The following is a 21,783-nucleotide window of genomic DNA, read 5'->3' on the forward strand; positions in this document are numbered from 1 at the left end:
AAGGGATTTACTTCAAACGCGCCAGGCGTTCGGTCAACAGATCGAAGAAGCCCTGGGCGTCGCCGTTTTCGACCCAGAACGCATTCTTGTCCTGCTTCAGGCCGTCGTACCAATCGACGATGGTCTGGCCGAAGGTCGGGCCTTCCCGGCTGTCGACGACCACATTGACCTGGCGACCGCTGAACAACGACGGCTTGAGCAGGTAGGCGACCACCGTGGCGTCATGCACCGGCCCGCCAGGAATGCCGTAGTGTTCCATATCGCCTTTGACGTACTCGTTAAGAATATTGCTCACAACCTTGCTTGCGTTGTTGTTCAGGTCGGCAATTTTCCTCAGGCGAGCCTCGCTGGTCAGCACCTTATGGGTCACGTCCAACGGCAGGTAGGTCAACTTCACGCCGCTTTTAAGCACGATCTCGGCGGCCACCGGGTCGGCGAACAGGTTGAACTCGGCCACCGGCGTGATATTGCCGCCATTGAAGTGCGCACCGCCCATCACCACCACTTCCTTGATGCCCTGGGTGATTTCTGGTGCCTGGGTCAATGCCAGGGCCAGGTTGGTCTGTGGGCCGAGCATGGCAATAGTGATGCTGTGGGGCTTGGCGGCCGTCAGGGTCTTGATCAGGTAATCCACGGCATTGCCGTCAGCCAGGCCTTGTTTCGGCTCATGTACGGTGACACCGGAAATCCCTTCCTTGCCATGGATATTCTCGGCATAGATCGGCTTGCGCAGCAGCGGTGCCGGAGCCCCCGCGTATACCGGGATGTCCTCGCGCCCTGCCCACTCGCGCGCCAGGCGTGCATTGCGCGAGGTTTTGTCCAGGCGCACATTGCCGGCCACGGTCGTCAGCGCGCGGATGCTCAGCTCTTCCGGCGACGCCATGGCGAACAGCAAGGCAACCACGTCATCGGCACCTGGGTCGGTATCGATGATCAGGTCGATTTTTTCTGCCGCCTGGGCGCTTGCAGCTGTGAGTGCGGACAAAAGCAGAACACTCCGAAACAGGTTTTTCAGGGATGGAAGACCACGTTGCATAAAACACTCCTTGTCGTAGGGGGACTCTAGAAGGTTACGCCGGAGACCAGCGCGATATTGCAGTACGGTTGACATTCGCCGGTGCGCACCACGGCGCGCGCCTTGCCACTCAGTTGCTTGAACGCGTCATGGCTTAGCAGGCGTCGTTCGCCCAGCGCAGCCTGTGCGGTCAGCGCATTGAGCTCGGTCAGCGCCGGCGGCTGCTTGAGCAGGATTTCTTCAGCCAGCACGTGGCTTTCCACCTGCATTTCGCTAAGCACAACGCGCAGGGTGCTGATGAAATCCGGGATGCCCTGGGTCAGCGCCAGGTCGATCAACTCGACGCCAGGTGGCACCGGCAGGCCGGCATCACCGATGACCAGGATGTCGCCGTGCCCCAGTGACGCGATCACGCGCGACAGGGCGATATTGAGCAGAGGGGTCTTTTTCATGAGGGCACAAAACCTTGTACGTCGTGCAGGGTAGGAATAGAAGGTTGGGCGCCGGCACGGGTCACCGACAAGGCTGCCGCGACCTGGCCAAACCGGATCGCCTCGGCTTCGCTCTTGCCTGCGGCCAATGCCGCAGCAAAGCCACCTACGAAGGTATCGCCGGCAGCCGTGGTGTCCACCGCCGTGACCTTGGGCGCGACCAAGTGTTCGAAGCTATTGCCATCAGCAAACAGTGCGCCCTTGGCGCCCAGGGTGATGATGACTTTGGCGGCGCCAGCCTTGATCAACGCGGTAGCGGCAAGCTTGGCGCTGTCGAGCGAGTCGACCGTTACGCCGCTCAAGGCGCTGGCTTCACTTTCGTTGGGGATCAGGTAGTCAATCGAGGCATACCACGCAGCCGGCAAGGGCCCACTGGCCGGCGCCGGGTTGAGGATCACCGTCTTGCCCAGCTCGCGGCCGCGTTTGAGCGTATGCCCGACGGTTTCCATCGGTACTTCAAGCTGGCAGATGATCACGTCGGCGGCCTGCAACACCGCGTCGCAGGCCGTCATCGAGTCGGGCGTCAACTGACCGTTACTGCCCGCCACAATCACAATCGCGTTCTGGCTGCTGTCATCCACCACGATCAGCGCGACACCACTGGAGCCTTCCACGGTGCTGACGGCCTGACAATCGATCCCTTCGATCACCAGCGCATCACGCAGTTGGCCGCCGTAGGCATCGGTGCCGACGCAACCGATCATCGCCACATCCGCCCCCAGGCGCGCCAAGGCCACGGCCTGGTTGGCGCCCTTGCCACCGGGCACAGTGGAAAACGTCTGGCCGATCAGTGTTTCACCGGCACGCGGCAAGCGACTGGCGCGGGTGACCAGGTCCATGTTCAAGCTGCCTACTACCACTACTTTTGCTGGCATACATCAGTACTCATCAATTCTGGTTCAGCGGTATTGGGCGAACACACCGGCCAACGGCGCCGTCGACTCACGCAAGACAATACTCGGCGTCACGATACGTTGATCGATCGGGCGTTGGGGTGTCGCTATACGTCGCAATAATAATTCAGCCGCTGTCTCGCCCAGTTGCAGGATCGACTGCCCGACCGTGGTCAGCGCCGGATAAACATACCGGCCCATTTGAATGTCATCGAAACCAATCACCGACAGCTCGCCCGGCACGCGGATATTCTGCTCTGCCGCAGCGCGCAGCACGCCGAAACCGATCATATCGTTGCAGGCAAATATCGCACTGGGGGGTTGCTGTGCAAGCAGTTGCACAGCGGCGGCATACCCGCCGGTGCTGGTAAAATCACTTTCCCGGATGCGCTCAGCCGCTATTTCAACCCCGGCTTCGCGCAGCGCGCGCCGATACCCTGCCAGACGCATTTGCGCCACGCGAGTATGGGCCGGGCCGGCGATGCAGGCGATGTCGCGATGGCCCAATTCAAGCAAGTGCCGGGTCGCCAGGTAAGCCCCCTCTTCATGATCGATGCGCACCAGGTCGACGTCGATACCGTCCAGTGCCCGGTCGACTATCACCATGGGCGTGCGCACCGCACTCAAGCCAGCGGCGAGGCCACTGTCATCGCCGCCCACCGAGGTCACGATCAAGCCGTCGACGCGTTTCTCCAGCAGCACGCGCAAATAGCTGCGCTGCTTTTCGGCATTGTCGTCGGAGTTGCAGAGGATCACGCAGTAGCCGTTGCGCTCGCAGTAGTCCTCAATGCCCCGGGCCAGTTCGGCGAAATACGGGTTGAGGCTGTTGGGCACCAGCAGCCCGATCGTCGCGGTGGTCTTGGCCTTGAGCGAGCGCGCGACCGCACTCGGCACATAGTCCAACTGCTTGATCGCCGCCTCGACCTTGATGCGCACCGGCTCGCTGACCGGGCGCGTCTTGTTCACCACATGGGACACCGTGGTGTAGGAAATCCCCGCCAGCGCTGCCACATCCTTGATCGTTGCCATGGTTCAGCCCCGCCGACTGGCGCGCTGGCTGCGGTAAGTATCAAGGACCACGGCGATCACGATCACCGCACCGGTAATGATGCGTTTGGTCGGTTCTGTCGCGCCGATCTGCGCCAGGCCCGCAGCCAATACCGAAATAATCAGCACACCAAAAAAGGTACTGATGACCGAACCGCGCCCGCCCATCAGGCTGGTACCGCCGATCACCACAGCAGCGATCACTTGCAGTTCCAGGCCCGAGCCGGCATTCGGATCCGCCGCTTCCAGACGCGAAATCTGGAACAGCGCGGCCACGCCGGCCAACAGACCCATCAGGCTGAACACCAGGATCTTGTAGGGCTTGGGGTTGATGCCGGCCAGGCGCACCGCCTCTTCGTTGGTGCCGATACCGATCAGGTAGCGACCAAACACAGTACGGGTCAGTACTAACTGGGCGGCGATGATCACCAGCAACGCAATGATGAACGACGGCGAGATCCCGAACGCAATCGGGTTGGACAGCCAGGCAAACGAGTCACCGATATACGCGGTGCGCGAGCCGGTCATCTGATACGCCACGCCCCGGGCCATCTCCAACACGCCGAGGGACACGATAAAGGAAGGGATCCGCCAGGCCACGGTGATGGAACCGGTGAGTGTGCCGGCCAATGCGGCGCAGCCCATGCCCAGCACGGCGGCCGGCAATACGCTCCAACCCCAACTCAGAATCGCCACGCTGACCGCCGACGCCGCCAACGCCAGTACCGAGCCCACCGACAGGTCGATGCCACCGATGATCAGGATGAAGGTCATGCCCACCGCCAGTACCATCAGGTCTGGAATCTGGTTGGCCAGGGTGCTGAATGTGTCATAAGACAGGAAGTGATCGCTGAGCACCGAGAACAGCGCAATCATCGCCAGCAACGCACCTGCCAGCCCCAGGTAGGTGCCCAGGCCGTAGAAGTTGCCGCCAGTCTTACCGGGGGAAGTGGTTGTTTTCATGGGGTATTCCTAGGCGCTGCATCGTTGAGCAGCGCATCACGTTTCTGATAGCCGGCAAAGGCGGCGGCGAGCAATTCGTCCTGGGTCCAGCTGTCGCGCTCAAAGGTCTCGATCAGGCGCCCGGCGGACAATACGCCGATACGGTCGCAGATCAGCATCAGCTCGCGCAGGTCACTGGAGACCACGACCAGCGCTTTGCCCTGGCGCGTCAACTCGCCGAGCAAGGCGTAAATGTCGAACTTGGCACCGACGTCGATGCCTCGGGTGGGCTCATCGAACAGCATCACCGAACAATCACGCTCCAGCCAGCGGCCAATCACCACCTTCTGCTGGTTACCGCCCGACAGTTCGGAGACCAACTGCGCCGGGCTGGAACTGCGGATACGCATGGCGTCGATCTGGCGCTTGGCCAGGGCGGTTTCATCGCGGCTGTTCACCAGCCCGCCAGCGGAGATTTCCGGCATGTTGCCCAGAGCGATGTTGGCGCTGATCGACTGGGTCAGCAGCAGGCCTTCTCCCTTGCGGTCCTCGGTGATCAGGGCAATGCCATGACCGACCGCATCGACTGGGGAGCGAATGCTCACTACATTGGCCTGCGGCCCCAGCGCCACGGTGCCGCTGTCGGCCGGGTCGGCGCCGAAAATCAGGCGCAGCAACTCGGTACGACCGGCGCCGATCAGGCCGGAAATACCGTAGATTTCACCGGCGCGCACCTGGAACGACACGTCACGGACCTTGTCCGAGCGCGTCAGGCCTGTGACCGTCAGGGCCGGTCCGCCGATGGTGCGCGGGCCCAGGTCGATATGCTCGCCCAACTCGCGCCCCACCATCAGCGTCACCAATTGTTCGCTGTTGTAATTGGCCATCGGCTCGACACACACCAGCTTGCCATCGCGCAATACCGCAATGCGCTGGGCCACACGGGCCAGCTCTTCCAGCCGGTGCGAAATATAAATAATCGCCACGCCTCGGGCCTGCAGGCGAGTGATTTGTTCGAACAGCATCTCGACTTCACGGGCAGTGAGCATCGCCGTAGGTTCGTCGAGAATCAGTACGTGGCAGTCGCCGATCAGGTTGCGGGCAATCTCGACCATTTGTTGATGGCCAATGCCCAGGCTGCCGACCAACGTGTCCGGGTCGATGGCGTCCAGGCCAACCTGGGCCATGGCTTCGGTCGCGGCTTTGCGCAGCTGTTTGCGGCTGATCCAGCCACCACGGCTGGGCAGGTTATGCAGGAACAGGTTTTCAGCCACCGTCAGCGTTGGCAGCAGGTTGAGTTCCTGCATGACCATGCGCACACCCAGCGCTTCGGCCTGGGTGCGGCTGGCGGGGTGATAGGCCTGGCCATTGAATTGCATGTTCCCGGTGGTTGGCGTGACGAGCCCGCCGATGATCTTCGACAAGGTGCTTTTGCCTGCGCCGTTTTCACCGGTCAACGCCAGCACTTCACCGCGATTGAGCGTGAGCGTGATGTCGGACAGAACCGGTTGGGCATAGGTCTTACCGATACCGCTGACCGAGAGGACAGCGTTCGGGGCGGAAGATGACATAGGAAAATCTCCAGGCGCCCGCTCAGGACGAGCGGGCGCTGTTGGCTACTGCCGGGATTACTTCTTGAGGACGAGTTCGACCGGGGTTTCGATCACGCCGTCGGTGGCGTCGACCTTCTCGCCCTTGACCAGCTTGAGCGCGTTCTGGATGCCGAACACAGCTTGCTGGGCAGCCGCTTGGTCGGCGGTTGCGAGCACGCGACCGTCCTGCAGCATCGGCTTGATGGCTTCGATGTTGTCATAGCCCACCACCAGCACTTTACCGGCCTTGCCTGCCGCACGTACGGCGGAGACCGCGCCCAGGGCCATGTTGTCGTTACCGGCCAGCAGTGCCTTGAGGTCCGGGTATTCGCTCAGCATCGCCGATGCGACTTTCTGGCCCTGGTCGATTTCCCAGTTACCGGATTGGGTGGAGACGATCTTCATGCCTGCAGCATCCATCGCATCCTTGAAGCCTGCGGTGCGCTGCTGGGCGTTGGTGGTGGTCGGTACGCCTTCGATGATACCGACCTTGTCGCCTGCGGCCAGTTGCTTGGCCAGGTAATCACCCACCAGCTTGGAGCCTTTGCGGTTGTCCGGGCCGACGAAGGGAATATCGAGTTTTTTGCTTTTCAGCACGTCCGGGTCCAGACGGTTGTCGATGTTGACCACCTTGATGCCGGCATCCGAGGCTTTCTTCAGCACGGTGACCAGCGCTTTGGAGTCGGCGGGTGCAATGACAATGGCGTTGACCTTGGCCAGAATCATCTGGTTGACGATATCGATCTGCGCGCTGGTGTCGGTTTCGTTCTTGATGCCGTTGGTGATCATGTCGAAGTCGGCGGCGTGGGATTTCTGGTAATCCTTGGCGCCCTCCTGCATGGTCACGAAAAATTCGTTGGCAAGGGACTTCATCACCAGGCCAACCTTGGGTTTGGCGGCGGCGTCGTCAGCGAAAGCAGAAGAGAGAGGCAGGGCAGCGGATGCGGCGGCAAGCACAGCGACAGCGAGAAGACGTCCTGCAAATGGCAGCTTCATGGGTGTACTCCGATCTTATGATTATTGTGAGCAACGCTCGCGCCGAAGAAACATCTCGCAAACGTTTGCGTTGTCAGAACTATGAGAACCTTGTCGAGATTTGTCAACGGCAGTCGTTCACCTTTCATCCTGAACCCACCCTGCCCTTTTCCCGTTGGTTGAAACGACAGGCGCAACGACGATCTCATACATAACCTGCGCCAACCCGAGCTGGCTTTCGGACAACCGAACAGCGAAGCGCCTTCCGTTCGGAAAGCCGGACGGCGTCGCGTCAGCCCAGACTGAAAATCCCATTTAAATTGTTTTAAATCAATAGCTTATTTTATCTCTCCGAGCATGATTGGCTTGGTACAAATCCTGCTCTTTCTCAGCACCTCGAGGCGTTCAGAGTCGCCCGGGTGTTCTGGATGAACCTGCTACCGCACTCATCAAAAACCAGAGAGAAAAATAATGAAATCTGCATTGAAGACCTTTGTTCCTGGGGCGCTGGCCCTCCTGCTGCTGTTCCCGGTTGCCATTCAGGCAAAAGAAGTCGACACCAAGACCAAGCTTTCCAACGTGGTGATCCTCGCCACTGGCGGCACCATTGCCGGGGCTGGCGCCAGTGCGGCCAACAGCGCCACTTACCAGGCCGCCAAAGTCGGCATCGAACAATTGATCGCGGGTGTTCCTGAGCTTAGCCAGATCGCCAATGTACGCGGCGAACAAGTGATGCAAATTGCTTCGGAAAGCATCAATAACGACAACCTGCTGCAACTGGGTCGCCGCGTCGCCGAATTGGCTGACGACAAGGACGTGGATGGCATCGTGATCACCCACGGTACCGACACCCTTGAAGAAACCGCCTACTTCCTCAACCTGGTTGAAAAAACCGACAAGCCTATCGTCGTAGTCGGTTCCATGCGCCCTGGTACCGCCATGTCGGCAGACGGCATGCTCAACCTGTACAACGCCGTTGCCGTCGCGGGCAGCAAGGACGCACGGGGCAAAGGCGTGCTGGTGACCATGAACGACGAGATCCAGTCGGGTCGCGACGTAAGCAAGATGATCAATATCAAGACCGAGGCGTTCAAAAGCCCATGGGGCCCGCTGGGCATGGTCGTTGAAGGCAAATCCTACTGGTTCCGCCTGCCGGCCAAGCGTCACACCATGGATTCGGAATTCGACATCAAGACCATCAAGAGCCTGCCTGACGTCGAAATTGCCTACGGCTACGGTAACGTGAGCGACACCGCCTACAAGGCCCTGGCCCAAGCCGGCGCCAAGGCGATCATCCATGCCGGCACCGGCAATGGCTCAGTGTCGTCCAAGGTCGTTCCCGCGCTGGTGGAATTGCGTAAGCAAGGCGTGCAGATCATTCGCTCTTCCCACGTCAACGCCGGCGGCATGGTGCTGCGTAACGCCGAGCAACCCGACGACAAATACGACTGGGTCGCCGCCCTGGACCTGAACCCGCAGAAAGCACGCATCCTGGCGATGGTCGCCCTGACCAAGACCCAGGACAGCAAAGAGCTGCAACGGATGTTCTGGGAGTATTGATTCCAGGCTTTATCTGTAGGAGCGAGTTCGCTCCTACAGTTTCTCGCAAAAAATCACAGCAAATTTCCAAATCCGCTGTCAGACGGAATTCTTTGAATTTAAGCAGTTGCGAAATTACCTACAGTTAAATACTGTATGTGCGTACAGCTTACTAAGGAATACTCCGTGGCAAAGCCCTCCTCCGCAGCACCCGCACCGCCAGATGCCTACCAGCGCCTGGCTATTCGCGTTCAAAAAATCATCAATTCGACCAACGCGCAGAAGGCCAAGGCGGCGTTGATCTTCCGCCTGCCGGATGAGCCCGAAGACGAATGGGCGCGCTTGCTTGAAGAGATTGCGGAAAACGACAACGTCACCCTCGCCTACAGGGATGACGGCGGCGTGCAGATTTTCTGGGTTGTGCCGAAGGAAGATTGATTGAATGAGTGTCCGTTTTTTTGCTGTGTGCTGCCTGTTGTTTGCTGTCACCGCCAACGCCCAAGCCCCCCGCACTTTCAGTGAAGCTAAAAAAATCGCCTGGAAGCTCTACGCTCCGCAGTCCACCGAGTTCTATTGCGGCTGCAAATACACTGGTAACCGTATAGACCTGAAAGCCTGTGGTTACATCCCGCGCAAGAACGCCAACCGCGCCGCACGCATCGAGTGGGAACACATCGTGCCCGCCTGGCAGATCGGCCATCAACGTCAGTGCTGGCAAAATGGCGGGCGTAAAAACTGCACGCGTCACGACGACGTATTCAAGCGCGCCGAAGCAGACCTGCATAACCTGGTGCCGAGCATCGGCGAGGTGAATGGCGACCGCAACAACTTCAGCTTCGGCTGGCTGCCGGTGCAAAGCGGGCAATACGGTTCATGCCTGACGCAAGTGGACTTCAAGGCCAAGAAGGTCATGCCGCGTCCGTCCATCCGCGGAATGATCGCGCGCACCTATTTTTATATGAGCAAGCAATACGGCCTGCGCCTGTCGAAACAGGATCGCCAGCTGTATGAAGCCTGGAACAAGACCTACCCGGTGCAAGCTTGGGAGCGCCAGCGCAACCAGACGGTGGGCTGTGTGATGGGCCGTGGCAATGAGTTCGTCGGCCCGGTGAACCTGAAGGCATGTGGCTGAAGAAGGTGGGCGCAAAACCCGCCCACCCCGCTTGTTACTGGGTGGCCTTGTGTTCGATGACCTCTGACACGGTGTCGTTTTTCTTGGCCCGCGCCATCTTTTCATTGAGCAGGGCCTGCTTCGCCTCAGCCTCGGCCTTGCTGGCAAACGGCCCCAGCAGGACCTGATCCTTGCCGTCGACCTTGACGATATAAAAACTGAAACCATGCTCCAGCAACCAGGCGGTCAGGTCCGTGATCGCCTGCAGCTTGTGATCCGGCGGGCCCACCCATACATCCCATTCTTGAGCGGCAATCGCACCGGTTTGTGGCTGGCTTTGGGTCACGACAGGCTTGGCCTTGGGCGCATCGGCAGGTTTACCTTCGCCGCATCCGGCCAACGCCAACACCGCAATTGCCATCGCTACTTTACGCACTGCCCTGCTCCTTTGAAGATAAAGAGGCGACTTTACCATTCACTGTCTATTCTGGCCGTCATAAACATTGGCTTAAACAATGCGAATGATGTATCGCGACCTGTATGATGCCGCCATGGGAATTAATGTCGCCTCTATGCGTCCTAAAAGAGGCAGTCACAGGGAAGCGCTTCGCAGTAAGCTACGCACATCCGACACCTGCCCTGTCTGAACATGTGTCCTTAAAAGTAATCAAGGAGAAGTCCATGCTTATACTCACCCGCAAAGTTGGTGAAAGCATAAACATCGGTGATGACATTACGATCACCATCCTGGGCGTTAGCGGCCAGCAAGTACGAATCGGCATCAACGCCCCCAAGGATGTTGCCGTGCACCGCGAGGAAATTTATCAGCGCATCCAGGCCGGCCTCACTGCGCCGGACAAAAACCAGACGCCTTGAAGCACCTCCAGTAGCCAGCCTTTTGCTTCACCGTAACGGCTGGCGAAAACCCTGATTGACCCGTCCGCTTTTTTTCATCCGAGCTGTGCGCCTCGTACACAGGCCTGCGCTGCAAGATGAAACTGCCATGATCCCCGGAACTTGTTGCATCATTTGCAGCCAAATCCCACGTCATCCTGCGGTCCGAGTGCATTTCAGGAGCACGTCGATGAGGCCAACCGTTACACAGCCCATGGTTTCCCTTTCCTGGACGATCGCCTTGCTGATAGGGCTGGTCTTTCTGGCGCTCGGGTATGGCCTGCGATTGGAAGTCGAGGCGGCTGTCGACGCCGCAGACCATTCCTGGCTGGACCTCGCCTTACTCTTGTGTGCCTACCTGTTTGCGTTCTGTCTCAAGCCGATTCAGAAGGCTATTTTGCGTAAGCTGTGCCAGCGCGAGGCACATCGCGCTGATCAAAAAACCGCACGCTGACGGCCTATTTCTCCCGCAGCGTCAGCAGGCCATCCGCATCTCGCACCACTTGCAACCCCTCATACCCCTCGATACAAGCATGTTCAGTCGCCATGGGCGCCAGGTGCGTCAAGGTCACTACCATCACGTCAGCTCCCGCCGCTTCTGCTGCTCGAATGCCTACCCTCGCGTCCTCGAACACCAAGCAGTCTTGCACCGGCACGCCCAGGCGCTGGGCGCCAAGCACGTAACACGCAGGATCCGGCTTGCCGCTGGCGACATCTTCGGCCGTCACCATTACTGCCGGCGTGGAAATACCGGCCGCTTGCATTCGGCGCAACGCCAGTGCCTTGGGCGCAGACGTGACCAGCGCCCACTGATCGGCCGGCAAGCGGTTCAGAAACTCGACCGCACCGGGAAGCGCCACGATGCCCTCGACGTCGTTCAATTCAGCGTCGGTAATCCACGCAGCTTCCTTTTCAGCCTCCACACCCGGCAACGCCTGGCGCGTGATCGTATCAATCGCGCGGGCGCCATGAATGGTCGTCAGGAAAGCCTGCACAGCCAGGCCATGGCGTTCAGCCCAGCGGCTCCATACACGCTCGGCAGCGGCGATGGAATTGAGCAGGGTGCCGTCCATATCGAACAGGAAGGCACGGTAACGCTGACTGAATACGGCTGGATTTCGACTGGACACTACGCGGCTTCTCCATGGGTTCAAGCAATGATCGACCCACGCAATCTACGGTTCACCTCGGCACTTGTAAACGCTGCGAGGCGCCAGCGTTAAACCTTGAATGACGAACTTGTCATCATCCTGTTGGTTAGCTGTTCGGGTCGCCTGGTTACTGTGAACTCACTGCCAACCCCGGCAGCCACTTTAAACAGAGATCTCGCCATGAAACGCTTTGCCCTCGCCTTTGCTGCGTTGCTCGCCACCGGCTCGGTATTCGCTGCCGACACCGCTTCAACCGCGCCCGTGATCCATGATCAGACCGGCTTCTTCGTCCACCTGGATGTCGCCAAGGTTTTGTCCAGTACCGACTCCTACGGCCAATGCGGTATCGTCCCGGCACAACTGCGCTACCTGGACCACCAGGACCGTGAGCATGTGCTGAATTACCGCGTGCAGGGCACCGGTTGCGCCAGTGACAATTGATCAGGCTAAACTTGCGCACCCCATCGAACCAGGGCTTTCCCATGAACATCCTCGTAGTCGAAGACGAACCCAAGGCCGGCAATTACCTGCTCAATGGCCTGCAGGAGCTGGGCTACAGCGTGAGCCTGGCCCGCGATGGCGTGGACGGTTTGCACCAGGCCCTGGAAACCCCGTTCGACGTGATCGTGCTCGATGTGATGATGCCGAAGATGGATGGCTGGGAAGTCCTGCGCCGCTTGCGCAAGGAAGCCGACACGCCGGTGCTGTTTCTCACCGCCCGCGATGACATCGCCGACCGCATCAAAGGCCTGGAGCTGGGCGCCGACGACTACCTGATCAAGCCCTTCTCCTTCGCCGAGCTGGTCGCACGCCTGCGCACCCTGACCCGACGCGGCCCGACACGAGAGGAAGAACACCTGCACATCGCCGACCTGCAAATCGATGTGCTCAAGCGCCGCGTCACCCGCGCCGGCACGCGCATCACCCTGACCAATAAAGAGTTCGCCCTGCTGCACCTGTTCGCCACTCACCAGGACCAGGTGCTGTCGCGCTCGCTGATTGCCTCGCGGGTATGGGACATGAATTTTGACAGTGACACTAATGTGGTCGACGTGGCTGTGCGGCGCCTGCGCTTGAAAATCGACGACCCGTTCCAGCTCAAGCTGATCCACAGCGTGCGTGGCATCGGCTACCGCTTCGATACCCAGCCATGAGCCGCGCTCGCCATTATTCGCTGACGCTGCGCCTGGCGCTGATCTTCGCCTTGCTCGCTTTTGCCTTGCTGGCCACCTTGGGCGTAGCACTTTACCGTGAGCTGGAGCGCGAGTTGGTGCGCCGCGACGACACCGCGCTGATATCCCGAGTGGATCAACTGCGCAACCTGCTCAACGACAGCAATACCCTGGGCCTGATCCAGACAAAGCCCGAGCTGTTCCAGAATATGCTGGGCAACCGCGAATCCGTATTGAGCATCGGCGCCCCCGGCCAACAACCGTTGCTGCTGGTGAACCCGGCGAATATCGAGCTGCCCTCGGTCAAACCGGTGCCCAAGGATCACGTACTGGCGCTGAGCGATGTGCAGCATCTGCCGGGCCTCAACGGCATTCCTTTTTCAACCGTGGCCGCGACCATCGACTCCGGCGACCTGGGCAGCCTGCAAGTCACCAGCGGCCGCCTGATGACCGAGCGCACCGCCGTACTCGCCAGCTATCGGTTGAGCGTTTACATCCTGGCGAGCATCGCTGCGATCGTCCTGGCGTTGGCCGGTTACCTGCTGGTGCATCGCGGCTTGCTGCCCTTGCGCCGGCTCGCCCGGCACGCGCAAGGGATCGGCGTCGGCAACCTGGCCGAGCGCCTCGACGGCCAGGGCGCACCCAAAGAATTGCTGCCGATGATCGAGTCGTTCAACACCATGCTTGAACGCTTGTCCAAAGGCTTTGTGCAATTGGGCCAGGTGTCCACCGACATGGCCCATGAACTGCGCACGCCGATCAACAACCTGCTCGGCGAAACCCAGGTTGCCCTGCAACAGCAGCGCAGTATCGAAAGCTACCAGCAGCTGTTGGCCTCCAATGTCGAAGAACTCGAACGCTTGGCGCGGATGCTCGACAACATGCTGTTTCTGGCGCGCACCGATCCCGCCAGCGCGTTGCGCCAACGCCAGGCGCTGGACGCTGCGGATGAAGTGGAACGCATCGCGGATTATTTCGAAGGGTTGGCCGCTGACGCAGGCATGCACATCGTGGTCGAGGGCGAAGGTGTGATCTGGGCGGAGCCGATGCTCCTGCGGCGTGCCCTGGCCAACCTGTGCGCCAACGCCATCAAGTATGGTTCGCCGGGTTCAAAGCTGAGCATCCAGGCCATTGCAAATGACGAGGGCATCAACCTGAGGGTCAGTAACCACGGTGAAACCATTCCCGCCGAGCACCTACCACGGTTGTTCGAACGCTTTTACCGGGTGGATGAATCCCGCGAGCGGTCCTCCCAGTCCAATGGGCTGGGGCTGTCGATCGTGGCAACCATCATGCAATTGCACAACGGGCGGTATGGCGTCAGCAGTGAAGACGGCGTCACGCGTTTCGAGTTGTTTTTCCCCGCCCGGGAAGCGTGAGGCACCGCCGGGTCAATCAAAAGCCCCGTTGAGCACTTCGTAGATGATACCGGTGGCGATGGTTACCAGAATCAAGTCAGTGCCGGCTTGCTGCCATTCATACCCGTCGTAGTGAGGCAGGCGCCCCGCCAGGCGACCATCGAGTTTCTTGGCGATACCGGGCGGCAGCGGCTTGCCGCGCGCCAGATTTTTCTGAATACCCGGAGGCAGCGCAGGCCCAGGGCTCCAGTAATCGCGGTTACCGCCCACCAGGCTCAGCACACTGCCCCGATCAACGCTGGGGCCGTGATTACCCGCCGAACCTTTGCCACCAGGCTTGCCGTGGCCCTGCCCCGCCTGGTTATTCCCTTTGTTATTGCCCTGGCCTTTGCCATTGCCGGGATCAGCCAAGGCGATACTGCTGCCTGCAAACAATGCGAGCGACAACACTACGGACACACACTTCGGGCACTTGATCATGATGTAGTTTTTCCAGGGGGATACCTGATCAACTGTAGTCGAGGTTTAGCCCACCGCGTACTGAATCAGCTCACCCGCCCACCTGTTTCCACAATATCCACCTGAGTCTGCCAGGCTGCCGAGACCGCCAGGCGCAAGCCTTCCACCAACACCGGCAGCGCCATTGACGGCTGACCCGACTCAGGCAAGCCCGGCACATGGATAAACCCACTGCGCACCGCTGAACCCGCCAGCGCATGCTGCAATCGATAAAACACCTGATTACACACGAACGTGCCCGCCGTCTGCGAAACCGAGGCAGCAATACCCGCTTCCCGCACCGCCCTGACCATGCCCTTGATCGGCAATGTCGAGAAGTAAGCGGCCGGGCCACCCTCTACCACCGCCGTATCAATCGGCTGGGCGCCCAGGTTGTCCGGGATGCGTGCGTCATTGACGTTGATCGCGACCCGCTCGATAGAGATGTCGCTGCGCCCAGGGCCCAGCCCCGTGGCGATGACCATTACCGGATGTAATTCGTCGATCAACTCCATCAAGGTGTCGGCAGCAGTGGCAAAGGCACAGGGCAATTGGCGCGCGACGATCCGCACGTCATCGCTCAGTTGCACCCCCTCCAGCTGGCGCACCGCTTCCCAGGATGGGTTGACGTCGTCGTGATCGAAAGGCTCGAAGCCTGTCAGCAATAAGGTATTCATCCTGGCCTCACATCAACAGATAAAGCAGCACGATATTGACCACCAGCATCATCAAGGCGGTGGGCAATTGGGCCTTGATCACCGCGTTCTTGTCTGGCAGCTCAAGCAGCGCGGCCGGTACGATATTGAAGTTGGCCGCCATCGGCGTCATCAGCGTACCGCAGTAGCCGGAGAACATGCCGATCGCTGCCATTACCGCCGGGTTGCCGCCGTAGATCCCTACCAGCACCGGCACGCCGACGCCACCGGTCATCACCGGAAAGGCGGCGAAGCCGTTGCCCATGATCACGGTAAACAAGGCCATGCCCAGCACATACACCATGACCGCCACCAACTTGAAATCCAGGTTGATGTAGGTGGTGGTGATATGAGCGACCGCCGTGCCCACCCCGGCTTCATTGAACAACAGCCCGAGCATTGCCAGCATCTGCGGCAGCACCATGGCCCAGCCAAGGGCTTCGGTCAGGCGACGCGATTCGCGCAAGGCTTGCACCGGCGTATCGCGGGTCAGCCAGCAGGCCAGGCCGAGGGCGATCAGGCAGCCGATGCCGAGCGAGACGAAGGTGGTGTTCTTCGGATCGAGCAGCGGCACGCCGCCAATTTCGGTGTGCTTGAGCAATACCGAGCCAATCACCGTGGTCAGCGGAATCGCCAGCGCCGGGATAAACAGCTTGTGACCCAGGCGACCGGCACTGGCACGGGAAGCCTTGACATGCAATTCGGCGTGCTGGCCACGGCCAACGCCGCCCAGGCCCGCAATCAACGCCATCACCACAACGCCGACACCGATGACCACCGAGGGCAGCCGCTCCCCCACCAGGAACGGAATGGCAAACAGCAGCCAGAACAGCGCGCTGGACCAACGCTTGGGGTGGGTGCGATCCAACACGATCATGCCTGCAGTGATCAGCAACAGCACCCCGGCCAGCCAGTACAGGTATTGAATGGAAATAATCATTGCGCGGCCTCCACCGACGGGGCGGCGGCGGTCATCTCACGGGTCAACCTGCGATCGAACCGGTGCAGGCGAATGGCGTGGATGATAAAGGCACAGATCGCCGTGGGGATGCCCCACACCGCAATATGCAGCGGATCTACATCAATCCCCGAGCCGAGCAGGAAGGTGTGCATCAAGGCGATCGCACCAAAGGCGACGAAGATGTCCTCGCCAAAAAACAGCCCCACGTTGTCGGTGGCGGCGCACATGGCCAATACCTTGTGACGCAGTTTGTCCGGCAGCTTGCCATAGCGTTTTTCCGCCGCCCCTTCGGCCATCGGCGCCAGCAATGGCCGTACCATCTGCGGATGCCCGCCCAGGCTGGTCAGCCCCATGGCCGCGGTCGTTTCACGTACGAACAGATAGATGATCAGCAAACGCCCGACCGTCGCGCGCTCGAAGCGGGCGATCCAGTTCTGCGCATGCAGGCGCAGGCCATGACGCTCCAACAGGCCAATCACCGCCAGCGGTAATAACAGGATCAATTGCAGCGCACGGGTTTGAAGGAAGCCATCACCCATGGTTGCGAGAATTTTTTCCAGCGGGAAATGGGCGGCGAGCCCGGTAGCGATAGCGGCGGCGGTCACCACCAGCAACGGATTGAAGCGCAATACAAAGCCGGCCACGATGACAAGTACGCCGATCAACGGCCATAAGTTCACAACAGTTTGCATGGCGGAGAGGTCCTTTAGTGCGCGCTGCGGCGCCATTACAGCAGGATGTGAGCAAAGGGCTCACAGCATGAAAGTGGCGTGCAGTCGGCTCGGTTTTTTTATTGTTGACCCGGAAGGTCGAGCAGTGGCGGCAACTTTGCTGCCTTGAGGTGGGAGGTGTCCAACAAGAAAAACTGTTGCTGCAGACCAATAAATTTTGTCGATATTGGCAGCGAAGGCCCCGACAACTGGAGGGATTCGGGATTGGCCCTATACTCAGCCATGATGGTCCTGCGGATCATCCACGGTGCGATTGCCGACAATGAGGGCTCCAGCTATGTATGCCGGTCACATGAGCAGTATGGCGACAGCAATTGGCGAAATACGTTGCCAGATGGTGGTCCAGATTATTTGCCTGCTGTCGGTGGCTACGCTTTTCTGTTGATCGAGACGCGTAGCCCTCAAGTGCGCCGTGAGGTGTCACTTTGGCGAGGTATTGCCCGAATTCCGAGCAACAAAAAAGGGCTCACCTTTCGGTGAGCCCTTCTAGACCGCCCAGCAGAGCGGATTTTGTTTGGTAGGCGCGATTGGACTCGAACCAACGACCCCCACCATGTCAAGGTGGTGCTCTAACCAACTGAGCTACGTGCCTGCTGTGAGGCGGCATTCTACGGAATTCCGTAGGGGTGTCAACATCTTTTTTGCAGCTAAGCCTATGAATATGCGAATTTTTTATTCGCGGGCGGCACGCCCGCGATTTACGGGTGGCTGGCAGGCAATTTTCAACTCAGGTAGGATCGCCGCACTCGTAAAAAATATAAAACAGAGGTTCCAGGATGGCGAACACCCCCTACCCCCAGTCCTATTACGCCGCCTCCGCGAACGCGGTTCCGCCGCGCCCGGTGCTGCAAGGTGAGATCGAAACCGATGTCTGTGTGATCGGCGCCGGTTACACCGGCCTGTCCAGCGCGCTGTTTCTGCTCGAGAACGGCTTTCGCGTGACGGTGCTGGAAGCCGCCAAGGTAGGTTTTGGTGCGTCCGGTCGCAATGGCGGGCAGATTGTCAATAGCTACAGCCGCGACATCGATGTCATCGCACGCAGCGTCGGGCCCAAGCAGGCGCAGTTGCTCGGCGAGATGGCATTCGAGGGTGGCAGGATCATTCGTGAGCGCGTGGCCAAGTATCAGATCCAGTGCGACTTGAAGGACGGCGGTGTGTTCGCCGCCCTCAACAACAAGCACATGGGCCACCTGGAATCGCAGAAGCGCCTGTGGGAGCGCTACGGCCATACGCAGCTGGAGCTGCTGGACGAGCGCCGGATTCGCGAAGTAGTGGCTTGTGACAACTATGTAGGCGGCCTGCTGGACATGAGCGGCGGGCATATCCACCCGCTCAACCTGGCCTTGGGCGAGGCGGCAGCCGTTGAATCCCTGGGCGGCACGATCTATGAGCAATCGGCAGCGGTGCGCATCGAACGCGGCGCCAATCCGGTGGTACATACCGCCGAAGGTAAAGTCAGGGCCAAGTTCATCATCGTCGCGGGGAATGCCTATCTGGGTAACCTGGTGCCGGAGCTGGCGGCGAAATCAATGCCGTGCGGCACCCAAGTGATCACTACCGCCCCCTTGGGCGATGAATTGGCCAGGACGTTGCTGCCGCAGGACTACTGTGTCGAAGACTGTAACTACCTGCTCGATTATTACCGCCTCACCAGCGACAAGCGCCTGATCTTCGGCGGTGGCGTGGTGTATGGCGCGCGCGACCCGGCGAATATCGAAGCGATCATTCGGCCGAAAATGCTCAAGGCTTTCCCGCAGCTCAAGGACGTAAAGATCGACTACGCATGGACCGGCAATTTCCTGCTGACCCTGTCGCGCTTGCCTCAGGTTGGCCGCCTCGGCGACAACATTTATTACTCACAGGGCTGCAGCGGCCATGGCGTGACCTACACACACCTGGCGGGCAAGGTATTGGCCGAAGCCCTGAGAGGCCAGGCAGAACGCTTCGATGCGTTCGCCGACCTGCCCCACTACCCGTTTCCCGGCGGTCAGCTCTTGCGCACGCCTTTTGCCGCAATGGGCGCGTGGTATTACGGGCTACGGGACAAGCTGGGTTTTTGACGCACAACGGGAGCCGGTTCGCCGGCTCCTTGCCTAGAAAGCCAAATCGCAGGCACAAAAAACCCCGGTCTTTCGACCAGGGTCTTTGCTATCGGGTCAAAGTCAGCCAATGGCTTTCTTTGTGCTTCAAGGCGTTCAGTGGGCCTTGAGGCAGATATGGCGCAGCGGACGGGACTCGAACCCGCGACCCCCGGCGTGACAGGCCGGTATTCTAACCGACTGAACTACCGCTGCGTATCGCTTGGCTGACTGAGGCTAAATCCCTCAATCACCTTTAAACATCTGACTGATCAGCTTTCGCTGTTCAATCTCAAGTCCGACACATCGGACCTGGAAAATATGGCGCAGCGGACGGGACTCGAACCCGCGACCCCCGGCGTGACAGGCCGGTATTCTAACCGACTGAACTACCGCTGCGCGTCGGTGCAACCTTTAACGTTGCGTCTTGCCACAAGGGCAAAACTCTCAAGAAGTGGTGGGTGATGACGGGATCGAACCGCCGACCCTCTGCTTGTAAGGCAGATGCTCTCCCAGCTGAGCTAATCACCCTTTGCTTCGTTGAGGCCGCGAAATTTACGCAGGTAGCGGACCTAAGTCAATAGCCCGCTTGAAGTTTTTCTGAAAAAGACAAAAATGCTTCAAGACCGCCCTACTCGCTGTAAATCATCTTCTTGCTCATGCCACCGTCCACCACGAACTCCTGCCCGGTGACAAAGCCGGCCTGGCGCGACAGTAACCACGCTACCATGGCGGCTACGTCTTCCACCGTGCCTACCCGGCCCGCCGGATGCTGAGCGTGATCGGCATCGGTGAGCGGCTCGGCACGCCGCGCAGCGGGATCACGCGCATCGATCCAGCCAGGGCTGACCGCATTGACGCGCACTTCCGGGCCCAGGCTCATCGCCAACGCGTGAGTCAGCGCCAGCAGGCCACCCTTGCTCGCCGCATACGCTTCGGTGTCCGGCTCCGATTGGCGCGCCCGTGTCGAGGCCAGGTTGACGATAGCGCCACCGTGGGCGCGCAGGTACGGCGCGCAGTGCTTGGCCAGCAGCATCGGCCCACTGAGGTTCACTGCCAGTACGCGGTTCCAGTAAGCCAGGTCGAGGCTTTCCAGGGTGATATTGCGCGGATCGGCCACCGCCGCATTGCACACCAACGCATCCAGGCGCCCGAACTGCCCCAATACCTCCGCGACACCTTGGGCCACTTGCTTCTCGTCGGCCACGTCCATGGTGATGAACCAGGCATTCTCGCCCAGCACCTTGGACACCTTGGAGCCGCGCTCGCGGTCCAGGTCGGTCAACACCACCTGCCAGCCTTCGCTGATCAGCCACGCCGCGATCCCGAGACCAATGCCCCGCGCTGCACCGGTCACCAGTGCCACGCGCCCGTTACTGGCCGCTGCGGCCTCCATGGACCACTCGATCACAAGGCCGCCAGCCCGCGAGCCAGGTCGGCCTGCAAGTCAGCCACGTCTTCCAGCCCGACCGCGATGCGAATCAGACTGTCACGGATGCCTGCCGCTTCACGCTCCTGCGGCGCCAGGCGCCCATGGGAGGTGGTGCTCGGGTGCGTGATGGTGGTTTTGCTGTCACCCAGGTTAGCGGTGATCGAGATCAGGCGCGTGGCATCGATAAAGCGCCAGGCGCCCTCTTTGCCGCCCCTCACTTCGAAACTCACTACCGCGCCGAACCCGCGCTGCTGGCGCTGCGCCAATGCGTGCTGCGGGTGGCTCTTGAGGCCGGCGTAATGCACTTTCTCGATCCCGTCCTGCTGCTCCAGCCACTCGGCCAGCGCCTGGGCATTGGCGCAATGGGCCTTCATGCGCAGGCTGAGGGTTTCCAGGCCCTTGAGGAAAATCCACGCGTTGAACGGGCTCAGGGTCGGCCCTGCGGTACGCAGGAAGCCCACCACTTCCTTCATCTGCTCGCTGCGACCGGCCACCACACCGCCCATGCAACGGCCCTGGCCGTCGATGAACTTGGTGGCCGAATGCACCACGATGTCTGCGCCCAACTTCAACGGCTGTTGCAGAGCCGGGGTGCAGAAGCAGTTGTCGACGACCAGCATCGCGCCCTTGGCGTGCGCCACTTCGGCCAGCGCGGCGATATCCACCAGTTCAGCCAGCGGGTTGGACGGCGACTCAACGAACAGCAGCTTGGTATTGGCCTTGATCGCCGCCTCCCAACCGGACAGATCCGCCAGGGGCACGTAATCCACTTCGATACCGAAGCGCTTGAAATACTTCTCGAACAGGCTGATGGTCGAACCGAACACGCTGCGCGATACCAGCACGTGGTCGCCAGCGCTGCACAGGCTCATCACCACCGCCAGGATCGCCGCCATGCCGGTCGCCGTGGCCACCGCCTGCTCAGCCCCCTCCAGGGCGGCGATACGCTCTTCGAACGCACGCACGGTCGGGTTGGTATAGCGCGAGTAGACGTTGCCCGGCACTTCACCGGCAAAACGCGCAGCAGCGTCGGCCGCCGTGCGGAATACATAACTGGAGGTGAAGAACATCGGATCACCGTGCTCCCCTTCCGGGGTGCGGTGCTGGCCGGCGCGCACAGCCAGGGTATCGAAAGCTACGCCATCGAGGTCGCTGTCCAAACGACCGGCATCCCATTCCTGACTCATGCTGCGACTCCTTACTCGAAT

General features: G+C 60.3%; 25 protein-coding genes and 4 tRNA genes. 10 read left to right on the forward strand and 19 right to left on the reverse strand.

Annotated elements, in window-relative coordinates; genetic code table 11:
* Positions 1–7 precede the first annotated feature (7 nt).
* The 7 genes from C4J84_RS16320 to C4J84_RS16350 are packed head-to-tail and all read right to left on the reverse strand — an operon-like array spanning position 8 to position 6,976.
* Complete coding sequence (locus C4J84_RS16320; protein WP_124435729.1) at positions 8–1,036, reverse strand: nucleoside hydrolase; 1,029 nt, start codon at positions 1,034–1,036, stop codon at positions 8–10.
* 26 nt (positions 1,037–1,062) lie between these two features.
* Positions 1,063–1,467, reverse strand: a complete 405-nt coding sequence (gene rbsD, locus C4J84_RS16325; RefSeq protein WP_124363575.1) for a D-ribose pyranase — start codon at positions 1,465–1,467, stop codon at positions 1,063–1,065.
* Entirely contained in the window at positions 1,464–2,381 is a 918-nt protein-coding gene (gene rbsK / locus C4J84_RS16330) for a ribokinase (RefSeq protein WP_124435730.1), read from the reverse strand. The genes rbsD and rbsK overlap by 4 nt, the downstream gene beginning before the upstream one ends.
* Before the next feature lie 24 nt (positions 2,382–2,405).
* Positions 2,406–3,428 carry a LacI family DNA-binding transcriptional regulator gene (locus C4J84_RS16335; RefSeq protein WP_124363577.1) on the reverse strand — a complete coding sequence of 341 codons (1,023 nt, stop codon included), beginning with the start codon at positions 3,426–3,428 and terminating at the stop codon, positions 2,406–2,408.
* A gap of 3 nt (positions 3,429–3,431) precedes the next feature.
* On the reverse strand, positions 3,432–4,409 hold the full coding sequence (locus C4J84_RS16340; RefSeq protein ID WP_003174987.1) for an ABC transporter permease: 978 nt from the start codon (positions 4,407–4,409) through the stop codon (positions 3,432–3,434).
* Positions 4,406–5,959: a sugar ABC transporter ATP-binding protein gene (locus C4J84_RS16345; RefSeq protein ID WP_124435731.1), complete on the reverse strand. Its 1,554-nt coding sequence runs from the start codon at positions 5,957–5,959 to the stop codon at positions 4,406–4,408. The genes C4J84_RS16340 and C4J84_RS16345 overlap by 4 nt, the downstream gene beginning before the upstream one ends.
* A gap of 57 nt (positions 5,960–6,016) precedes the next feature.
* A complete protein-coding gene (locus tag C4J84_RS16350) occupies positions 6,017–6,976 on the reverse strand; it encodes a sugar ABC transporter substrate-binding protein (RefSeq protein WP_124359095.1) in 960 nt (319 codons plus the stop codon).
* A gap of 450 nt (positions 6,977–7,426) precedes the next feature.
* Between C4J84_RS16350 and C4J84_RS16355 the strand changes: the two genes are divergently transcribed.
* From C4J84_RS16355 to C4J84_RS16365, 3 genes are all read left to right on the forward strand, one after another.
* Positions 7,427–8,515, forward strand: coding sequence for an asparaginase (locus C4J84_RS16355; protein WP_124435732.1), 1,089 nt, complete (start codon positions 7,427–7,429; stop codon positions 8,513–8,515).
* Between the two features lie 165 nt (positions 8,516–8,680).
* Positions 8,681–8,932 (forward strand): DUF1654 domain-containing protein, encoded by a 252-nt coding sequence (locus C4J84_RS16360; RefSeq protein ID WP_124404699.1) that lies wholly within the window; start codon positions 8,681–8,683, stop codon positions 8,930–8,932.
* 4 nt (positions 8,933–8,936) lie between these two features.
* Complete coding sequence (locus tag C4J84_RS16365) at positions 8,937–9,626, forward strand: endonuclease (RefSeq protein ID WP_124371242.1); 690 nt, start codon at positions 8,937–8,939, stop codon at positions 9,624–9,626.
* Positions 9,627–9,660: 34 nt separating this feature from the next.
* Here the strand turns inward: C4J84_RS16365 and C4J84_RS16370 are convergent, their stop codons facing one another.
* Positions 9,661–10,026, reverse strand: coding sequence for an SPOR domain-containing protein (locus C4J84_RS16370; protein ID WP_124436330.1), 366 nt, complete (start codon positions 10,024–10,026; stop codon positions 9,661–9,663).
* 260 nt (positions 10,027–10,286) lie between these two features.
* On the opposite strand from C4J84_RS16370, the gene csrA reads away from it, so the two are divergent.
* Both csrA and C4J84_RS16380 read left to right on the forward strand, forming a co-directional pair.
* Positions 10,287–10,481, forward strand: a complete 195-nt coding sequence (gene csrA / locus C4J84_RS16375; RefSeq protein ID WP_003192511.1) for a carbon storage regulator CsrA — start codon at positions 10,287–10,289, stop codon at positions 10,479–10,481.
* A 208-nt stretch (positions 10,482–10,689) separates the two neighbouring features.
* Positions 10,690–10,953, forward strand: coding sequence for a hypothetical protein (locus C4J84_RS16380; RefSeq protein WP_124435733.1), 264 nt, complete (start codon positions 10,690–10,692; stop codon positions 10,951–10,953).
* A gap of 4 nt (positions 10,954–10,957) precedes the next feature.
* Here the strand turns inward: C4J84_RS16380 and C4J84_RS16385 are convergent, their stop codons facing one another.
* Entirely contained in the window at positions 10,958–11,629 is a 672-nt protein-coding gene (locus C4J84_RS16385; RefSeq protein ID WP_124435734.1) for an HAD family hydrolase, read from the reverse strand.
* Positions 11,630–11,830: 201 nt separating this feature from the next.
* On the opposite strand from C4J84_RS16385, the gene C4J84_RS16390 reads away from it, so the two are divergent.
* From C4J84_RS16390 to C4J84_RS16400, 3 genes are read left to right on the forward strand one after another with little or no spacing between them, the layout of a single operon-like run.
* Entirely contained in the window at positions 11,831–12,091 is a 261-nt protein-coding gene (locus C4J84_RS16390) for a DUF2790 domain-containing protein (RefSeq protein WP_124435735.1), read from the forward strand.
* Between the two features lie 41 nt (positions 12,092–12,132).
* Entirely contained in the window at positions 12,133–12,804 is a 672-nt protein-coding gene (locus C4J84_RS16395) for a heavy metal response regulator transcription factor (protein WP_124367657.1), read from the forward strand.
* Positions 12,801–14,201, forward strand: a complete 1,401-nt coding sequence (locus C4J84_RS16400) for a heavy metal sensor histidine kinase (protein ID WP_124435736.1) — start codon at positions 12,801–12,803, stop codon at positions 14,199–14,201. Before C4J84_RS16395 ends, C4J84_RS16400 begins: the two co-directional genes overlap by 4 nt.
* Before the next feature lie 12 nt (positions 14,202–14,213).
* Here C4J84_RS16400 and C4J84_RS16405 read toward each other — a convergent pair whose 3' ends face one another.
* From C4J84_RS16405 to C4J84_RS16420, 4 genes are all read right to left on the reverse strand, one after another.
* Positions 14,214–14,660 carry an anti-virulence regulator CigR family protein gene (locus C4J84_RS16405; protein ID WP_124371247.1) on the reverse strand — a complete coding sequence of 149 codons (447 nt, stop codon included), beginning with the start codon at positions 14,658–14,660 and terminating at the stop codon, positions 14,214–14,216.
* 65 nt (positions 14,661–14,725) lie between these two features.
* Positions 14,726–15,355 carry a pyroglutamyl-peptidase I gene (gene pcp, locus C4J84_RS16410; protein ID WP_124435737.1) on the reverse strand — a complete coding sequence of 210 codons (630 nt, stop codon included), beginning with the start codon at positions 15,353–15,355 and terminating at the stop codon, positions 14,726–14,728.
* A 7-nt stretch (positions 15,356–15,362) separates the two neighbouring features.
* The gene (locus C4J84_RS16415) at positions 15,363–16,313 is read right to left on the reverse strand and encodes a DUF979 domain-containing protein (RefSeq protein ID WP_124435738.1); all 951 of its coding nucleotides are present in this window, start codon (positions 16,311–16,313) and stop codon (positions 15,363–15,365) included.
* Complete coding sequence (locus C4J84_RS16420; RefSeq protein ID WP_124435739.1) at positions 16,310–17,026, reverse strand: DUF969 domain-containing protein; 717 nt, start codon at positions 17,024–17,026, stop codon at positions 16,310–16,312. The genes C4J84_RS16415 and C4J84_RS16420 overlap by 4 nt, the downstream gene beginning before the upstream one ends.
* A 156-nt stretch (positions 17,027–17,182) precedes the next feature.
* Between C4J84_RS16420 and C4J84_RS26295 the strand changes: the two genes are divergently transcribed.
* Positions 17,183–17,545: a hypothetical protein gene (locus C4J84_RS26295; RefSeq protein WP_164487814.1), complete on the forward strand. Its 363-nt coding sequence runs from the start codon at positions 17,183–17,185 to the stop codon at positions 17,543–17,545.
* A gap of 35 nt (positions 17,546–17,580) precedes the next feature.
* On the opposite strand, the gene C4J84_RS16425 is transcribed toward C4J84_RS26295, so the two are convergent.
* Positions 17,581–17,657, reverse strand: a tRNA-Val gene (locus tag C4J84_RS16425).
* 184 nt (positions 17,658–17,841) lie between these two features.
* Between C4J84_RS16425 and C4J84_RS16430 the strand changes: the two genes are divergently transcribed.
* Positions 17,842–19,125 (forward strand): FAD-binding oxidoreductase, encoded by a 1,284-nt coding sequence (locus C4J84_RS16430; protein WP_124435740.1) that lies wholly within the window; start codon positions 17,842–17,844, stop codon positions 19,123–19,125.
* Positions 19,126–19,282: 157 nt separating this feature from the next.
* Here the strand turns inward: C4J84_RS16430 and C4J84_RS16435 are convergent.
* From C4J84_RS16435 to C4J84_RS16455, 5 genes are all read right to left on the reverse strand, one after another.
* Positions 19,283–19,359: transfer RNA gene (locus tag C4J84_RS16435), tRNA-Asp, on the reverse strand.
* Positions 19,360–19,465: 106 nt separating this feature from the next.
* A tRNA-Asp gene (locus tag C4J84_RS16440) sits at positions 19,466–19,542 on the reverse strand.
* 56 nt (positions 19,543–19,598) lie between these two features.
* Positions 19,599–19,674, reverse strand: a tRNA-Val gene (locus C4J84_RS16445).
* A 100-nt stretch (positions 19,675–19,774) separates the two neighbouring features.
* Positions 19,775–20,539 (reverse strand): SDR family oxidoreductase, encoded by a 765-nt coding sequence (locus tag C4J84_RS16450; protein WP_065892472.1) that lies wholly within the window; start codon positions 20,537–20,539, stop codon positions 19,775–19,777.
* Between the two features lie 11 nt (positions 20,540–20,550).
* The gene (locus tag C4J84_RS16455) at positions 20,551–21,762 is read right to left on the reverse strand and encodes an O-succinylhomoserine sulfhydrylase (RefSeq protein ID WP_124435741.1); all 1,212 of its coding nucleotides are present in this window, start codon (positions 21,760–21,762) and stop codon (positions 20,551–20,553) included.
* Positions 21,763–21,783 lie beyond the last annotated feature (21 nt).

Origin of the sequence: Pseudomonas sp. R11-23-07, from assembly GCF_003852295.1 — a bacterium.
Lineage (GTDB): Bacteria > Pseudomonadota > Gammaproteobacteria > Pseudomonadales > Pseudomonadaceae > Aquipseudomonas.

Bases quoted from the DNA above. Each gene is read 5' to 3' on its own strand.
- C4J84_RS16450 (WP_065892472.1), bottom strand. From the start codon at position 20,539: ATGGAGGCCGCAGCGGCCAGTAACGGGCGCGTGGCACTGGTGACCGGT.
- C4J84_RS16420 (WP_124435739.1), bottom strand. From the start codon at position 17,026: ATGCAAACTGTTGTGAACTTATGGCCGTTGATCGGCGTACTTGTCATC.
- C4J84_RS16340 (WP_003174987.1), bottom strand. From the start codon at position 4,409: ATGAAAACAACCACTTCCCCCGGTAAGACTGGCGGCAACTTCTACGGC.
- C4J84_RS16405 (WP_124371247.1), bottom strand. From the start codon at position 14,660: ATGATCAAGTGCCCGAAGTGTGTGTCCGTAGTGTTGTCGCTCGCATTG.
- C4J84_RS16430 (WP_124435740.1), top strand. From the start codon at position 17,842: ATGGCGAACACCCCCTACCCCCAGTCCTATTACGCCGCCTCCGCGAAC.
- C4J84_RS16415 (WP_124435738.1), bottom strand. From the start codon at position 16,313: ATGATTATTTCCATTCAATACCTGTACTGGCTGGCCGGGGTGCTGTTG.
- C4J84_RS16370 (WP_124436330.1), bottom strand. From the start codon at position 10,026: ATGGCAATTGCGGTGTTGGCGTTGGCCGGATGCGGCGAAGGTAAACCT.
- C4J84_RS16320 (WP_124435729.1), bottom strand. From the start codon at position 1,036: ATGCAACGTGGTCTTCCATCCCTGAAAAACCTGTTTCGGAGTGTTCTG.
- C4J84_RS16400 (WP_124435736.1), top strand. From the start codon at position 12,801: ATGAGCCGCGCTCGCCATTATTCGCTGACGCTGCGCCTGGCGCTGATC.
- csrA (WP_003192511.1), top strand. From the start codon at position 10,287: ATGCTTATACTCACCCGCAAAGTTGGTGAAAGCATAAACATCGGTGAT.
- rbsK (WP_124435730.1), bottom strand. From the start codon at position 2,381: ATGCCAGCAAAAGTAGTGGTAGTAGGCAGCTTGAACATGGACCTGGTC.
- C4J84_RS16345 (WP_124435731.1), bottom strand. From the start codon at position 5,959: ATGTCATCTTCCGCCCCGAACGCTGTCCTCTCGGTCAGCGGTATCGGT.
- pcp (WP_124435737.1), bottom strand. From the start codon at position 15,355: ATGAATACCTTATTGCTGACAGGCTTCGAGCCTTTCGATCACGACGAC.
- rbsD (WP_124363575.1), bottom strand. From the start codon at position 1,467: ATGAAAAAGACCCCTCTGCTCAATATCGCCCTGTCGCGCGTGATCGCG.
- C4J84_RS16365 (WP_124371242.1), top strand. From the start codon at position 8,937: ATGAGTGTCCGTTTTTTTGCTGTGTGCTGCCTGTTGTTTGCTGTCACC.
- C4J84_RS16395 (WP_124367657.1), top strand. From the start codon at position 12,133: ATGAACATCCTCGTAGTCGAAGACGAACCCAAGGCCGGCAATTACCTG.
- C4J84_RS16335 (WP_124363577.1), bottom strand. From the start codon at position 3,428: ATGGCAACGATCAAGGATGTGGCAGCGCTGGCGGGGATTTCCTACACC.
- C4J84_RS16390 (WP_124435735.1), top strand. From the start codon at position 11,831: ATGAAACGCTTTGCCCTCGCCTTTGCTGCGTTGCTCGCCACCGGCTCG.
- C4J84_RS16380 (WP_124435733.1), top strand. From the start codon at position 10,690: ATGAGGCCAACCGTTACACAGCCCATGGTTTCCCTTTCCTGGACGATC.
- C4J84_RS16455 (WP_124435741.1), bottom strand. From the start codon at position 21,762: ATGAGTCAGGAATGGGATGCCGGTCGTTTGGACAGCGACCTCGATGGC.
- C4J84_RS16350 (WP_124359095.1), bottom strand. From the start codon at position 6,976: ATGAAGCTGCCATTTGCAGGACGTCTTCTCGCTGTCGCTGTGCTTGCC.
- C4J84_RS16355 (WP_124435732.1), top strand. From the start codon at position 7,427: ATGAAATCTGCATTGAAGACCTTTGTTCCTGGGGCGCTGGCCCTCCTG.